The sequence below is a fragment of the Mesorhizobium sp. genome (assembly GCF_041661565.1).
In the GTDB taxonomy this organism is placed as follows: domain Bacteria; phylum Pseudomonadota; class Alphaproteobacteria; order Rhizobiales; family Rhizobiaceae; genus Mesorhizobium.
The window spans coordinates 26,531-41,523 of sequence record NZ_JBAZUD010000027.1 but is presented as its reverse complement, the minus strand read 5'-3'; the positions used below and the strand labels follow the sequence as shown (position 1 = coordinate 41,523).

Below are 14,993 nucleotides of genomic sequence, written 5' to 3'. Positions count from 1 at the left end.
CAGCGACGCCGCCAGCATGGCAAATCCGAAAACAACACCAATACGCATGGGAATCCTGTCTGAGAACATTTGGACCGACAGATTGCCGCTGTCTCCGTGTCAGAATTGCGATAATTCGCTGGTCAAACGCAAGAAACATCGTCGCGGAAAAACCGGCACGCGGATTGACGCAATACCGTTCGCGGGGGCAAACAAGCTTGCGCCGTCACAGCGGCCAGGGCCCGGAGACCAAGCGGCATGTCATTCAGCCAGCAGCGCATGGTTGCCTCTCCGAGCGGTGCCCAACTCAACCTTTTCGTCCGGCAAGCCGATGGCCGGCCACGCGCCGTGGTGCAGATCAACCATGGGCTGGCCGAGCACGCCGCGCGATACGCCCGCTTCGCTGATTTCCTCGCGCCGCGCGGTTTCCACATCTATGTCCACGACCATCGTGGCCACGGCGCGACCAAGGCACCCGACGCACCGCTTGGCAGGTTCGCCGACAAGGATGGCCCGGCCAAGGTGATCGCCGATGTCCACGCCATCCATGATCTCATCGCCAGCGAACAGCCGAACCTGCCGGTCATCCTCTTCGGCCATTCGATGGGTGCGTCGGTGGCGCTGAACTATCTTCTGCATCACGCACCGCGCGTCCATGCGGCCGCGATCTGGAACGGCAACTTCTCGGCCGGCCTGCTCGGGCAGCTAGCGCTTGGCATTCTCGCCTGGGAGCGGATGCGCCTCGGCTCCGACGTCCCATCACGCATACTGCCCCGGCTGACCTTCCAGGCCTGGGGCAAGGCGGTGCCCAATCACCGCACATTGTTCGACTGGCTGTCGCGCGACGAAGCAGAAGTGGCCAAATATATTGCCGACCCGCTGTGCGGCTGGGATGCCTCGGTGTCGATGTGGCGTGACGTGGTCTGGATGGCGCTGAACGGTGGCAGGGATGCCGCCTTTGCCGGCGTCCGGCGCGATCTACCGGTCGCCATCATCGGCGGCGAGAAGGACCCGGCTTCGGATTACGGCAAGGCTGTCGACCAGCTCGCGAAACGCATGCGCGCGATGGGTTTTTCGAATCTCGTTTCAAAGGTTTACGCCGACACCCGCCACGAAAGCCTGAACGAGGTGAATCGCGACATGATCATGGCCGATTTCGCCGCTTGGGCCGAAGCCGTGCTGAAGCGGTGAAGGCACTGGCCCATCGCAAGGGGTCGTGACAGCCGGTGCCGGGCTTGATAGAGGCTCTGCTTTCGCGGCAATCACGATGATTGCGACAATCACGGTGATTTATGACCGAACCCCCGCTGAAAGGCGTCCGCGTCGTCGAACTCGCCCGAATCCTGGCTGGACCCTGGGCGGGGCAGTTGCTGGCCGATCTCGGCGCCGACGTCATCAAGGTCGAAAGTCCCGATGGTGGCGACGACACCCGCAAATGGGGCCCGCCCTTCGTCATCGGCAAGGACGGCGAGAACCTGTCGGCCGCCTATTATCATGCCTGCAATCGCGGCAAGCGCTCCATCGCCATCGACTTTTCGACACCGGAAGGTGCCGAGACCGTGCGCCGCCTCATCGCCACCTCGGATGTGCTGATCGAGAACTTCAAGCTTGGCGGCCTGAAGAAATACGGGCTCGACTACGACAGCCTGCACAAGATCAATCCGCGCCTGATCTATTGCTCGATCACCGGCTTTGGCCAGTCCGGACCGTATGCGCCCCGCGCCGGCTATGATTTCATCATCCAGGCCATGGCCGGCATGATGTCGATCACCGGCGAGGTCGGCCGTGAGCCGCAAAAGGCCGGCGTCGCCATTTCCGACATCTTCACCGGCCTCTATTCCGTCATCGCCATCCAGGCCGCCCTGCGTCATGCCGAGAAGACCGGCGAGGGCCAGCACATCGACATGGCGCTGTTCGACACGCAGATCTCGGCGCTCGGCAACCAGAACATGAACTATCTCATCTCCGGAAAATCGCCGGTGCAGATGGGCAACGCGCACATGAACATCGCGCCCTACGAGGTGGTGCCTGTCAGGGACGGCCACATCATCCTGGCGGTCGGCAATGACGGCCAGTTCGCCAAATTCTGCGCCGCCGTCGGATTGGATCAACTGTCCGTAGATCCCAACTTTGCCACCAATCCTGCCCGGGTCGCCAACCGGGTGAAGCTGCGAGAGCATATCATCGAGGCGCTGAAGGCCTTCGATCGTGATCCGCTGCTGGCAAAGCTGGAAGCCGCCAGCGTGCCGGCGAGCCCGATCAACACGATCGGCCAGATGTTCGCCGATCCGCAGACGATCGCGCGCGGCATGCGGCTCGACCTCGACGACGGCCATGGCAATGTCCTGCCATCGGTGCGCGCGCCGATGGTCATGTCTGAAACACCGCTCGTCTATGAGCGCCCCTCGCCGCGCCTGGGCGAGCACACGCAAGAAATCCTTGCCGAACTGGAGAAGTCTGGACAATGAAGACCGGCGGACAACTGATCGTCGACGCGCTGGAAGCCAACGGCACCGACCGCGTCTATTGCGTGCCCGGCGAATCCTACCTGGCGGTTCTCGACGCGCTGCATGACTCATCGATCCGCACGATCGTCTGCCGTCAGGAAGGCGGCGCGGCGATGATGGCCGATTGTCACGGCCGCCTGACCGGCAAGCCCGGTATATGCTTCGTCACGCGCGGCCCCGGCGCCACCAACGCCTCGGCAGGCATCCACATCGCCATGCAGGATTCGATCCCGCTCATCCTGTTCATCGGCCAGGTCGCCAGCCATGCCAAGCAGCGCGAGGCCTTCCAGGAGGTCGACTACGTCAGGTTCTTCGGCGACATCGCCAAATGGGTGGTCGAGATCGACGACGCCTCGCGCATTCCGGAATTCGTCACCCGCGCCTTCGCGGTGGCGACATCGGGCCGACCCGGGCCGGTCGTCATCTCGCTGCCGGAGGATATGCTGACCGGCATCGCCGAAGCGCCCGCCGCCTTGCCGTACACGCCGGTGGAAACCCGGCCCGGCGAAGCCGAACTCGATGCATTGCAAGATCTTCTGGCCAAGGCCAGGCGGCCCTTCGTCATTCTCGGCGGCACGCGCTGGGATGCTGAAGCCGTGGCTGGCATGCGTGCCATAGCCGAAGCCTGGTCGCTGCCGGTCGGCTGTTCCTTCCGCCGCCAGATGCTGTTCGACCATCTGCACCCCAACTATGCCGGCGATGTCGGCATCGGCATCAATCCGAAGCTGGCAACAGCGATCAAGCAGGCCGATCTCGTGCTGCTCATCGGCGGCCGGATGGGCGAGATGCCGTCCTCCGACTACACGCTCTTGAAGAGCCCCTACCCCGACCAGACGCTGGTCCACGTCCATGCCGATGCCGGCGAGCTCGGCCGCGTCTACCGGCCGACGCTGGCGATCAATGCGTCGCCCTCCGCCTTCATCGAGGCCTTCGCCAGCCGCAAGCCTGCCTCGGAGCCCGTCTGGGCCGCGGAGACACCCAGGCTGCATGCCGCCTATCTCGACTGGTCGACGCCGCCTGAAAGCGGTCCCGGCCCGGTGCAGATGGGACCGATCATGAACTATCTCGAGAAGGTTCTGCCCGACGACGCCATCCTGGCCAACGGCGCCGGCAACTACGCCACCTGGGTGCATCGCTTCCATCGCTTCCGTCGCTTCGCCACGCAGGCCGCGCCGACATCGGGTTCGATGGGCTACGGCACCCCTGCCGCGGTCGCCGCAAAACAATTGTTCCCGGAGCGCACCGTGGTCGCCTTCGCCGGCGACGGCTGCTTCCTGATGAACGGGCAGGAATTCGCCACCGCCGTGCAGTACGACCTGCCGATCATCGTGGTCGTCGTCAACAATGGCATCTACGGCACGATCCGCATGCACCAGGAGCGCGAATATCCCGGCCGCGTCGTGGCCACCGACCTGAAAAACCCTGATTTCGCGGCGTTGGCCCGAGCCTATGGCGGCCATGGTGAGACGGTCGAGAAGACGGCGGACTTCGCTCCCGCCTTCGAGCGGGCCCGCGCCAGCGGCAAGCCGTCGATCGTCGAGATCAGGCTCGACCCGGAGGCGATCACGCCGACCCGGACGATGAGCCAGATCCGCGACAAGGCGTGAGGCAAGAGGCGGTCGCCCGCCCCTCGCCTCGGCGCATGGCTTACATGGCCTTTTCGATCTGTCCGCGGATTTCGCCATCCTTGTGGGCGGCGGTGTGGACGTTGACGTAATATTTGCCCGCCTCCAGGTCGGCGGCCTGGGCATCGGTGAGCGTCTCCGAGCCCTTGATCGGGCTCTTCAGTTTCTTGAACGGGATGACAGGTGCAGCGTTTTCACCCATCGCCGCCGGGCCGTGGATGTGCGCGGCCGTCGCCGGCCCGCTCAGTCCGGAATACTTGACGTTCCAGCTGAGGGTCTTCTTGACGGTATCGAACGTCAGGGTGGCCGAACCCTTGCCCTTCGTGGTCACCGGCGGGGTTTGCTGGCTGCCGTCGAGCGTCGCCTTGTACTTGACCATTTCGGCCAGTGCGGGCGAAGCAAACAGGGCAGCCGAAACGGCCAGTGCGGAAAGCACCGGCAGGAAAGTTCTAATGCGCATGGAAACCTCCGATTGGATGTTGCATGCGTCACGGCTCCCCGGCGCGCGCATGCATCAACCCAACGGCTGAACGGCCTAATGTATCCCCCCACACGCTATTGTGACTGGCCGCAATAAGAAAAGGGGCGGTCGCCCGCCCCTTTCCGTATCCGTCGAACTGAGCGGTCCTCTTACTGGACGGCCTTGTCGGTGATCGCCGTCGTGTAGGCGCCCGTGGGCTCCTTGGTGATGATCTTCTGGTCAAGCAGCGCCTTGGCGGTGCGCTCGTAGGTTGCCGGGTCGAGCTTGCCGTCGGCATTGTCGATAAGCTTGGCGACTTCGCTCATCATGCGCTTCTGATGGTTCTCGTCCTGGCCGCCGCCATCAATGACGATGCTTGCCGCCTCGTCATTGTTGTCGATGGCGTATTTCCAGCCCTTCATCGAGGCGCGCACGAAACGCACCATCTTGTCGGCGAAGGCCGGGTCCTTGAGCTTGTCTTCCGAGGCATAGAGCCCGTCCTCGAGCAGGTCGTTGCCCATCGCCGAGTAGTTGAACACGGTGAGCTGTTCCGGCTTGTAGCCGGCGTCGATGAGCTGCCAGTACTCGTTGTAGGTCATCACCGAGATGCAGTCGGCCTGCTTCTGGATCAGCGGCTGCACGTCGAAGCTCTGCTTGAGAACGGTCACGCCGTCCGGGCCACCTTCGGTCTTCAGGCCAAGCTTGTTCATCCAGGCGTAGAACGGGTACTCGTTGCCGAAGAACCAGACGCCGAGCGTATGCCCCTTGAAGTCGGCTTCGGTCTTGATAGGTCCGTCCTTCGGGCAGACCAGTTCCATGCCGGCCTTCTTGAACGGCTGTGCGATGTTGACCAGCGGCACGCCCTTTTCGCGCGCGGCCAGCGCGCCGCCCATCCAGTCGACGATGACGTCGGCGCCGCCGCCGGCGATCACCTGTTCGGGCGCGATGTCGGGACCGCCCGGCTTGATGTCGACGTCGAGCCCCTCGGCCTCATAAAAACCCTTGGCCTTGGCGACATAGTAGCCGGCGAACTGGGCCTGCGTGACCCATTTCAGCTGCAACGTCACCTTGTCGGCGGCCATCGCCTGGAAGGCGGCCAGCGACATCGCGCCGGCCAGAACGGGAATAATCAGTCTTTTCATTTTTCTACCCTCTGAAGTTAGTGCCCTGTACCCACCGCCCTATCCACCACGGACAGAGGGATGCCAAAACGTGACGGCTCTTTCGATAAGAGCCACCACGCCATAAAAGACCGAACCCGCAAGGGCTGCAACCGCGATTTCGGCCCAGACCATGTCGATGTTCATCCGCCCGACCTCCGTCGAGATGCGGAAGCCCATGCCGACGACGGGCGTGCCGAAGAACTCCGCGACGATGGCGCCGATCAGCGCCAGCGTCGAGTTGATCTTCAGCGCGTTGAAGATGAAAGGCGCCGCGGCCGGCAGCCGGAGCTTGATCAGCGTCGGCCAGTAGCCCGACGCGTAGGTGCGCATCAGGTCGCGCTCCATATGGCCTGAAGCAGCAAGCCCGGCGACCGTGTTCACCAGCATCGGGAAGAAGGTCATGATGATGACCACCGCTGCCTTTGACTGCCAGTCGAAGCCGAACCACATCACCATGATGGGCGCGACGCCGATGATCGGCAGCGCCGAGACCATGTTGCCGATCGGCAGGAGCCCGCGCCGCAGGAACGGCACGCGGTCGGCGAGGATCGCGGTGATGAAGCCGGCGCCGCTGCCGACCACATAGCCGAAGATCACCGCCTTGAAGATTGTCTGCCGGACATCAGCCCCCAGGACCGGCAGCGAACTGACAATGCGCGCGCCGATGGCGCTGGGCGGCGGCAGCAGGATGAACGGAACGCCGGCGCCGCGCGTCACCGCTTCCCAGATGATCAGGATCCAGGCGCCGAAGATGGCGGGTATGATCAGGCGCAGCGCATTCCGGGACGAACCCGACATTGGACGAAGTCCCGACAGCACCGCCACGCAACGCCAGCCAAGCAGCCAGGCAGCCGTGAGCAGCAGGAAGTACGGCGCCCGTGCCTGGCCTTCGAAGCCGGCGATGCCACCGATCAGCAGCCAGGCCGCAAGATGTGCGACGATGAAGAGCACGACGGCTTCGACGATGGCCGGTATTCTGGCCATGGAGATCAAAGCAGCGAGAAGCAGCACGCCGAAGATCAGCCAGCTTGTCGTTGCATAGGGATGGATCAACGTCCCGGCTGGCTGCGCCAGCGGGTCTACTTTTGGCGCGGCGATCGCGCCGAAGGCAAGTCCGGCCAGGCACAGCACAATGGCCAGCACCGCTTGCCAGGACGGTTTCAGCGGGTTCATGCGGGCCTCCCGCCCATGGCGCGGTCGACGATGCGGCCGGCAATGCCCACCACCATGACCAGAAGGGCCGCCACAACCGAGCCGGCGACCAGGGCTGACCAGATGTCGATCGACTGGCTGTAATAGGCGCCTGCCAGCAGCTTGGCGCCGATGCCGGCGACCGCCCCGGTCGGCAGTTCGCCGACGATGGCACCGACCAGGCTTGCCGCGACCGCCACCTTCATCGAGGTGAACAGGAACGGCACCGAGGCCGGCACGCGCAATTTCCAGAAGGTCTGCGCGCCGCTGGCATTGTAGGTGTGCATCAGGTCGAGATGCATGATCTCGGGCGAACGCAGCCCCTTCACCATGCCCACCGTCACCGGGAAGAACGACAGATAGGTCGAGATCATCGCTTTCGGGATCAGGCCGGTGATGCCGACCGCCGCCAGAACCACGATGATCATTGGCGCCACCGCCAGGATCGGGATCGTCTGCGAAGCGATAATCCACGGCATCAGGCTGCGATCAAGCGTCGTCACATGCACGATGCCGACCGCTATGATGATGCCCAGCGCGGTTCCGAAAGCAAAGCCGAGCAGGGTCGACGACAGCGTCACCCAGGCATTGTAGACGAGGCTGCGGTTCGACGTGACGGGCCGCAGGAAGGTGTTCTCGAAGAAGTTCACCGCCACCTGATGCGGCGCCGGCAGCGTCGGCTTCGGCTGCGACAGCGTCTTGCCGATGAGTTGGCTGAAAGTGGAGGTCTCGTTGGCGCGGCGGTCGAGGTCGCGCTGGAACGGCGCGTTGAGGACAACCGCCATGATATACCAGAGGATGACGACACCGACGAGGATGGAGGTGACGGGGATGAGCTTGTCGCGGAAGGTGTCCATCTAGCTGGCCTCCCCTTCTCCTCTCCCCGCCGGGGAGAGGGTGGCCGGAGCAAAGCGAAGGCCGGGTGCCTTTCTCTTCGTCATCCTAGGGCGGAGCAAGGAGCGAAGCGACGCGGCGCAGACCCTAGGATCCATTCCGTGAACTCGACGCTCCGCGACGGTGCAGAAAGCTGCGTTTCTTGCAGCGCCAGCCCAAGCGGATATTCTCGCCCGCCTGCGCCCTTCGGCCAACGTCACGGAATGGATCCTAGGGTCTCCACAGGCGGCTTCGCGCCTGCTTCGCCCTAGGATGACGAAAGAGCTTGTGGCCGCTCTCGCCGCGAACGGGTGATTACGCCGCCCCACGGCAGATGCCGATCCGCGCCTGCTGTGTGCTAGGATGACGCCTTCGTGCCTGCTCCGCCCTAGGATGACGAAGCCATGGCTAGCCGCTTGCTCCTGCACCCCCTCAATCATCATAGCTGTGCCCTGCCCGCAAGCCATCGCGCACGCGCGCGGCGATCGCCAAAAACTCCGGCGTCTCGCGGATGTCGAGCGGCCGCTCCTTCGGCAGCGTCGATTCGATGATGTCGCTGACCCGGCCGGGCCGCGGCGACATGACGACGATGCGCGTCGAGAGATACACGGCTTCCGGAATGGAGTGGGTGACGAAGCATATCGTCTTGTTGGTGCGCGCCCACAGCTCCAGCAATTGTTCGTTGAGGTGGTCGCGCACGATCTCGTCCAGCGCGCCGAACGGCTCGTCCATCAGCAGAAGGTCGGCGTCGAAGGCGAGCGCGCGGGCGATCGAGGCGCGCTGCTGCATGCCTCCCGACAGCTGCCAGGGATATTTCTTCTCGAAGCCCGAGAGGTTGACGAGGTCGAGCGTGCGCTTGATGCGCTGCGCCTGTTCGGCCCTGGACAGGCCCATGATCTCCAGCGGCAGGCCGACATTGCGCTCGATGGTGCGCCAGGGGAACAGGGCGGCGGCCTGGAAGACGTAGCCGTAGGCGCGCTTCTCGCGTGCCTGTTCGGGGGTCATGCCGTTGACCGAGATCGTTCCCGAGGTCGGTTTCTCCAGATCGGCAATGACCCGCAGCAATGTGGTCTTGCCGCAGCCGGAGGGACCGATGAAGGAAACGAACTCCCCCTTGTCGATGGTCAGGTCGACATTGGACAGCGCCTGCACGGGCCCGTCATTGGTCTGGAAGGTGAGACCCAGTTTGCTTGCCGCGACAACGGCTGGCGAAATCGCGGTCATCGGCGGTCGCCTGCCTGTTTCCGTGACCTTGGCGCCGGCCGGATACCGATTGCTTTTATCGCGATGTTGTTTTCCACTCGCCCAGTCCCATTGGTCTTGTCCCACTCAAACCGACGCCCGGAGTTCCCCGATGTCGCCCAAACCCACCTGTCATCTTATCCGCCCCGAAACCACTTATGAAGGCAAGCAGGGATTGACCTATTTCGCCGGCATCGCCAGCGAAACAGTCGGGTCCGCCGGCATCTGCATGCATGTGCTTACCATGCCGCCCGGCGCCCGCGCCAAGGCCCATCTCCATGAGAACCACGAGACGGCGATCTACGTGCTCTCCGGCGAAGTCCATACCTGGTATGGCGACCGGCTCGAGCATCATATCGTCGTCAAGGCCGGCGACCTCTTCTACATTCCCGCCGGCGTGCCGCATCTGCCGGCCAATCTGAGCAACGCGCCCTCCTCGGCCGTCATCGCCCGCACCGATCCCAACGAACAGGAAAGCGTCGTCCTGTTGCCGGACCTGGATGCGCTGGTCGCCTGAAACGGGCGCGACCGGCGTCACTTGCACCGGGAGACTTCGCCCATGACGTTGCCGTCTTCGTCGGTCACCACCAGCTTCTTCGCATTCTTTGCGCTGCGCTTGATGGTGAACTTGGTCGGCTCCTGTCCTTCCTCGCCTTCCGCCTCACATGTCGCTGTCACCACCAGCGATCCGTCGGCCTGCGCCTGCTTGTCGCTGAACGTGCAGGCGCTGGCCGCGGTGATCAGTTCCTTGTCGGTCAGGAGAAGCATCTGGTCGGCCGCGACTTCCTGGCCGTTCCTGTTGATGCAGCCATATTTGTCGCCGTAAGGCTTGCTGAGGTCGATGCCGGCCGCCGACACTTGGCTCGCAGCCAGAACCAGGACAGCCGCGAAAAGAAGTCCCCCGCGCCCCATGTCAGACACCCGTCGCCGGAATGCCGGTCCGTTCGACCTTGCGCGGCGCGGTGATGTCTTTCCACGTCGACAGCGCCCGGTTGACCGCCGCGTTCGGCTCGCGGCCGACGAACTGGCCATGACCCTGCCTGGTCTTGACCTCATTCTCCTGGATCGACAGTTCACCGCGCGAGAACACGAAGCGCGGCAGGCCGGTCACCTCGAATCCCTCGAAAACGTTGTAGTCGATGGCCGACTGCTGCGTCCCGGCGCTGATCGTCTTCTTGCGCTTCGGGTCCCACACGACGATGTCGGCGTCGGCGCCTTCGACGATGGCGCCCTTCTTTGGATACATGTTGAGGATCTTGGCGATGTTCGTCGACGTCACAGCGACGAATTCGTTCATCGTCAGGCGGCCAGTCGCGACTCCCTTCGTCCATAGCACCGAGAGCCGGTCCTCGAGCCCGCCGGTGCCGTTCGGGATCTTGGTGAAATCACTGACGCCGTTGCGCTTCTGCTTGGTGGTGAAGGCACAATGGTCGGTCGCCACCACTTGCAGCGATCCGGCCTGCAGGCCGGCCCACAGCGAATCCTGATGCAATTTGTTGCGGAAGGGCGGGCTCATCACGCGGCGCGCCGCATGATCCCAGTCCTTGTCGAAATACTCGCTCTCGTCCAGCGTCAGGTGCTGGATGAGCGGCTCGCCGAAAACGCGCATGCCCTTCTGCCGCGCCCGGCGGATCGCCTCGTGGCTCTGCTCGCAGGAGACATGCACGACATAGAGCGGCACGCCGGCCATGTCGGCGATCATGATGGCGCGATTTGTCGCTTCGCCTTCCACTTCGGGCGGGCGCGAATAGGCATGGCCCTCGGGGCCATTGTTGCCGGCGGCCAGCAGCTTCTGCGACAAAGCGGCAACCACGTCGCCATTCTCGGCATGCACCAGCGGCAGGGCGCCAAGGTCGGCGCAGCGCTGGAACGACGCGTACATCTCGTCGTCGTCGACCATCAGCGCGCCCTTGTAGGCCATGAAGTGCTTGAACGAGGTGATGCCCTTGTCGACGACGGTGGCCATCTCGTCGAACACCTGCTTGCCCCACCAGGTGATCGCCATATGGAAGGAATAGTCGCACGACGCCTTCGAGGTCTTGTTGTCCCACATCTGCAAGGCCTCGAGCAGCGATTGCTGCGGCGCCGGCAGGCAGAAATCGACCACCATCGTGGTGCCGCCGGCGAGCGCCGCCCGCGTGCCGGATTCGAAATCATCGGCCGAATAGGTGCCCATGAAAGGCATTTCGAGATGGGTATGCGGATCGATGCCGCCCGGCATCACATAGCAGCCGGTAGCGTCGTATTCATGGTCGCCATGCAGGTCCGCACCGATGGCGACGATCTTGCCGTGGCTGAACAGCACGTCGGCCTTCCAGCTGCGGTCGGCGGTGACGACGGTGCCATTCTTGATGACTTTGGTCATTTTCTCGTTCCCTGTTCTCTTCGCGCTTCTTTGTGAGCGGCGTTTGGAATGCAGATTCTGGGCTCATTCCACGATGACAGCCGTCTCCACCACCGCGTGGAACAGCACATCGGCCCCCGCCGAGGCCCATTCCTTGGTGATCTCCTCGGCCTCGTTGTGGCTGAGGCCATCGACGCAGGGACACATCACCATGGCGGTCGGCGCGACGCGGTTGATCCAGCAGGCGTCGTGGCCGGCGCCGGAGACGAGGTTGCGGTGGGAGTAGCCGAGCCGTTCGGCGGCATCGCGGATCGCCTTGACGCAGCCGGCATCGAACGTGACCGGATCGAACGCGCCGACCTGTTCTATTGTGTACTGGATGTCGAGCGCCTCGCAGATCGTGTCGATGCCTTCGCGGATGCGGCCGTCCATGGCGTCCAGCACTTCCTTTTCAGGCGAGCGGATGTCGATGGTGAAGACGGTGCGGCCGGCGATGATGTTGCGCGAGTTCGGAAACACCTCCATGTGGCCGACCGCGCCGACAGCGTCGGGCTGGTAGTCCATGGCGATCTCGTGCACCAGTTCGATGACGCGCGCCATGCCGAGGCCGGCATTGCGGCGCTTGGGCATTGGCGTCGAGCCGGTATGGGCCTCCTTGCCGGTGAGCGTCACCTGCAGCCATTTCAGCCCCTGGCCGTGGGTGACGACGCCGATGTCGATGTCCTCGTCCTCGAGGATCGGCCCCTGCTCGATATGCAGTTCGAAGAAGGCGTGGATCTTGCGATCGCCGACCTTCTCGGTGCCCTTCCAGCCGATGCGCTCCAATTCCTCGCCGAACTTCTTGCCCTGCTTGTCGGTATGCTCATAGACGTCCGCCTGGTCGAGCACGCCGGCGAACACGCCGGACGCCATCATCGCAGGGGCAAAGCGCGAGCCCTCCTCGTTGGTCCAGTTGGTGACCACGATCGGATGTTTCGTCTTGATGCCGAGGTCGTTGAGCGAGCGCACAACTTCCAGCCCGCCCAGCACGCCGAGCACGCCGTCATATTTGCCGCCGGTCGGCTGCGTATCAAGATGGCTGCCGACATAGACAGGCGGCAGGCTGGGATCGGTGCCTTCGCGGCGGGCGAACATCGTGCCCATCTCGTCGAGCCCCATCTCGAGCCCGGCCGCCTCGCACCAGCGCTTGAACAGATGCCGGCCTTCGCCATCCTCGTCGGTCACGGTCTGGCGATTGTTGCCGCCGGCAATGCCGGGGCCGATCTTCGCCATCTCCATCAGCGAATCCCACAAACGGTCTGAATTGACTCGCAGATTCTCGCCGGGCGCGGCCATTCAAAGTCCTTCCATTTAATATCTTGGGCGGGCGGCGGTTACCGCCGCCCGCCCATCCAGGCAAGCTGGCTTCTAGTCGATCGACCTCAGCACATCCCGCACGTGGTCGATCAACTCGTTGATCTGGCCCTTGGTGATGATCAGCGGCGGCGACAGCGCGATGATGTCGCCCGTGGTGCGGATCAGCGCGCCGCGCTCGAACGCCTTGACGAAGGCCGAGAAGGCCCGCTTGGTCGGTTGGCCGGCGATCGGCGCCAGCTCGATCGCGCCGATGAGGCCGATGTTCCTGATGTCGATGACGTTCGGCTCGCCCTTCAGCGAATGCAACGCATCTTCCCAATAGGGCGCCAGCTCTTCGCCACGGGTCAACAGCCCCTCTTCCTTGTAGGTGTCGAGCGTACCGAGTGCCGCCGCACAGGCGATCGGATTGCCCGAATAGGTATAGCCGTGGAAGAACTCGATCATATGATCGGGGCCGGTCATGAAGGCGTCGTGGATTTCCTTCTTGACGAACACCGCGCCCATCGGGATGACGCCGTTGGAGACGCCTTTCGCGGTCGTCATGATGTCGGGCGTGACGCCGAAATAGTCGGCGGCGAAGGGCGTGCCTAGACGGCCGAACCCGGTAATGACCTCATCGAAGATCAACAGGATGCCGTGCTTGGTGCAGATCTCGCGCAGCTTCTGCAGATAGCCCTTGGGCGGCAGGATGACGCCGGTGGAGCCGGCGACCGGCTCGACGATGACGGCGGCGATGGTCGAGGCGTCGTGCAGGGTGACGATGCGCTCGAGTTCATTGGCGAGTTCCGCGCCATATTCCGGCACGCCTTTGGTGAACGCGTTCTTTTCCGGCAGATGCGTATGCGGCATGTGGTCGACGCCGCCGAGCAGCGTGCCGAACATCTTGCGGTTGGTGACGATGCCGCCGACCGAGATGCCGCCGAAATTGACACCGTGATAGCCGCGCTCGCGGCCGATCAGGCGGGTACGCGAGCCCTCGCCTTTCACGCGGTGATAGGCGATCGCCATCTTCAGCGCGGTCTCGACCGATTCCGAACCGGAATTGGTGAAGAACACATGGTCCATGCCCTTCGGCGCCAGATCGACCAGCCGGTTGGCCAGTTCGAACACGATCGGATGGCCCATCTGGAAGGCCGGCGCGTAGTCGAGCTCTGCAGCCTGCTGCTGGATCGCCTCGGTGATCTTCGGCCGGCAGTGGCCGGCATTGACGCACCAGAGGCCCGCGGTGCCGTCCAGCACCTTGCGGCCGTCACTGGTCGTGTAATGCATGTCCTTGGCGGACACCATCATGCGCGGCGCCTGCTTGAACTGCCGGTTCGCGGTGAACGGCATCCAGAATGCGCTGAGATCGTTCGGCGTGACTTTCAGCCTGTTGGACATGACCAAGACTTCCCCTTGTAACCTGTTTCGGTGCGCCCAACGCTTGGTCTTTGTCGCGCTTTCATGCTACGCAAATTTTTGACCGATTGGACAAACGTTAGCACCGCCCTGTCGGCGGTCAAGGGATTACTAGCGGAAATGCGGCTCCTGAAGTGCGTTCCACAGGCCAGGGAAAAACTGGTCCAGAGAATTGGTCCAGATGACCCCAGAAGCGAGGGTTCGCAACGGTGACCACCGGCACCGAAGCCCCTCGCCGCACCCGCATCCAGCAGGAAAAGCGCGAACTCATCCTTGAGGCCGCGCTCGAAGTGTTCTCCGCTCATGGCTTCCGCGGCTCGACCATCGACCAGATCGCCGAAGCCGCCGGCATGTCGAAACCCAACCTGCTCTATTACTTCCGCCGCAAGGAGGACATCCACGAGACGCTGATGCAGCGCCTGCTCGACACTTGGCTGGCGCCGCTCAGGGAACTCGACGACATCGGCGATCCCATGACCGAACTCAGGAGCTACATCAGGCGCAAGCTCGAAATGGCGCGCGATTTTCCGCGCGAGAGCCGCCTCTTCGCCAATGAAATCCTGCAGGGCGCGCCGCGCATCATGCCGCTGCTGGAGGGTGAGCTGAAAACGCTGGTCGACGAGAAGGCGGCCGTCATCAGGGGCTGGATGCGCGCCGGCAAGATCACCAGGACCGATCCCTGGCACCTGATCTTCTCGATTTGGGCAACGACCCAGCACTATGCCGATTTCGACGTCCAGGTACGCGCCGTGCTGGGGCCGAACCGCGGCGGCGAAGGCCGCTTCGAGGACGCGGCAAGGTTCCTGGAGCAATTGTTTCTGGATGGCCTGAAGCCGAAGGGCTAGCGCCTCATGG

14 protein-coding genes are annotated in these 14,993 nt (G+C 63.6%); 5 read left to right on the top strand and 9 right to left on the bottom strand.

All coding sequences use genetic code 11. The annotated features are described in order from the left end of the window. Positions 1-237: 237 nt before the first annotated feature. The 3 genes from WC739_RS07420 (at position 238) to WC739_RS07410 (ending at position 4,093) form a co-directional block, all read left to right on the top strand. Complete coding sequence (locus WC739_RS07420) at positions 238-1,170, top strand: alpha/beta fold hydrolase (RefSeq protein ID WP_372952374.1); 933 nt, start codon at positions 238-240, stop codon at positions 1,168-1,170. Between the two features lie 101 nt (positions 1,171-1,271). Continuing rightward, positions 1,272-2,447 (top strand): CaiB/BaiF CoA transferase family protein, encoded by a 1,176-nt coding sequence (locus WC739_RS07415; protein ID WP_372952373.1) that lies wholly within the window; start codon positions 1,272-1,274, stop codon positions 2,445-2,447. Then, on the top strand, positions 2,444-4,093 hold the full coding sequence (locus WC739_RS07410) for a thiamine pyrophosphate-binding protein (RefSeq protein WP_372952372.1): 1,650 nt from the start codon (positions 2,444-2,446) through the stop codon (positions 4,091-4,093). Before WC739_RS07415 ends, WC739_RS07410 begins: the two co-directional genes overlap by 4 nt. Positions 4,094-4,133: 40 nt before the next feature. On the opposite strand, the gene WC739_RS07405 is transcribed toward WC739_RS07410, so the two are convergent. The 5 genes from WC739_RS07405 to WC739_RS07385 form a co-directional block, all read right to left on the bottom strand. Further along, the gene (locus tag WC739_RS07405) at positions 4,134-4,571 is read right to left on the bottom strand and encodes a CHRD domain-containing protein (RefSeq protein WP_372952371.1); all 438 of its coding nucleotides are present in this window, start codon (positions 4,569-4,571) and stop codon (positions 4,134-4,136) included. 170 nt (positions 4,572-4,741) lie between these two features. Further along, a complete protein-coding gene (locus WC739_RS07400; RefSeq protein ID WP_372952370.1) occupies positions 4,742-5,713 on the bottom strand; it encodes an ABC transporter substrate-binding protein in 972 nt (323 codons plus the stop codon). 39 nt (positions 5,714-5,752) lie between these two features. Further along, on the bottom strand, positions 5,753-6,907 hold the full coding sequence (locus WC739_RS07395) for an ABC transporter permease (RefSeq protein ID WP_372952369.1): 1,155 nt from the start codon (positions 6,905-6,907) through the stop codon (positions 5,753-5,755). After that, positions 6,904-7,782, bottom strand: coding sequence for an ABC transporter permease (locus WC739_RS07390; RefSeq protein WP_372952368.1), 879 nt, complete (start codon positions 7,780-7,782; stop codon positions 6,904-6,906). Before WC739_RS07390 ends, WC739_RS07395 begins: the two co-directional genes overlap by 4 nt. A 448-nt stretch (positions 7,783-8,230) precedes the next feature. Beyond that, positions 8,231-9,022 (bottom strand): ABC transporter ATP-binding protein, encoded by a 792-nt coding sequence (locus WC739_RS07385; RefSeq protein ID WP_372952367.1) that lies wholly within the window; start codon positions 9,020-9,022, stop codon positions 8,231-8,233. A 130-nt stretch (positions 9,023-9,152) separates the two neighbouring features. On the opposite strand from WC739_RS07385, the gene WC739_RS07380 reads away from it, so the two are divergent. Then, a complete protein-coding gene (locus tag WC739_RS07380; protein ID WP_372952366.1) occupies positions 9,153-9,557 on the top strand; it encodes a cupin domain-containing protein in 405 nt (134 codons plus the stop codon). A gap of 17 nt (positions 9,558-9,574) precedes the next feature. Here WC739_RS07380 and WC739_RS07375 read toward each other — a convergent pair whose 3' ends face one another. From WC739_RS07375 to WC739_RS07360, 4 genes are all read right to left on the bottom strand, one after another. Then, positions 9,575-9,952, bottom strand: coding sequence for a hypothetical protein (locus WC739_RS07375; protein ID WP_372952365.1), 378 nt, complete (start codon positions 9,950-9,952; stop codon positions 9,575-9,577). 1 nt (position 9,953) lies between these two features. After that, entirely contained in the window at positions 9,954-11,405 is a 1,452-nt protein-coding gene (gene hydA, locus WC739_RS07370; protein ID WP_372952364.1) for a dihydropyrimidinase, read from the bottom strand. 63 nt (positions 11,406-11,468) lie between these two features. Beyond that, entirely contained in the window at positions 11,469-12,719 is a 1,251-nt protein-coding gene (locus WC739_RS07365; protein ID WP_372952363.1) for a Zn-dependent hydrolase, read from the bottom strand. Between the two features lie 72 nt (positions 12,720-12,791). Beyond that, positions 12,792-14,120 carry an aspartate aminotransferase family protein gene (locus WC739_RS07360; protein WP_372952362.1) on the bottom strand — a complete coding sequence of 443 codons (1,329 nt, stop codon included), beginning with the start codon at positions 14,118-14,120 and terminating at the stop codon, positions 12,792-12,794. A 227-nt stretch (positions 14,121-14,347) separates the two neighbouring features. Between WC739_RS07360 and WC739_RS07355 the strand changes: the two genes are divergently transcribed. After that, a complete protein-coding gene (locus WC739_RS07355; RefSeq protein WP_372952361.1) occupies positions 14,348-14,983 on the top strand; it encodes a TetR family transcriptional regulator C-terminal domain-containing protein in 636 nt (211 codons plus the stop codon). The last annotated feature ends 10 nt before the right edge of the window (positions 14,984-14,993 follow it).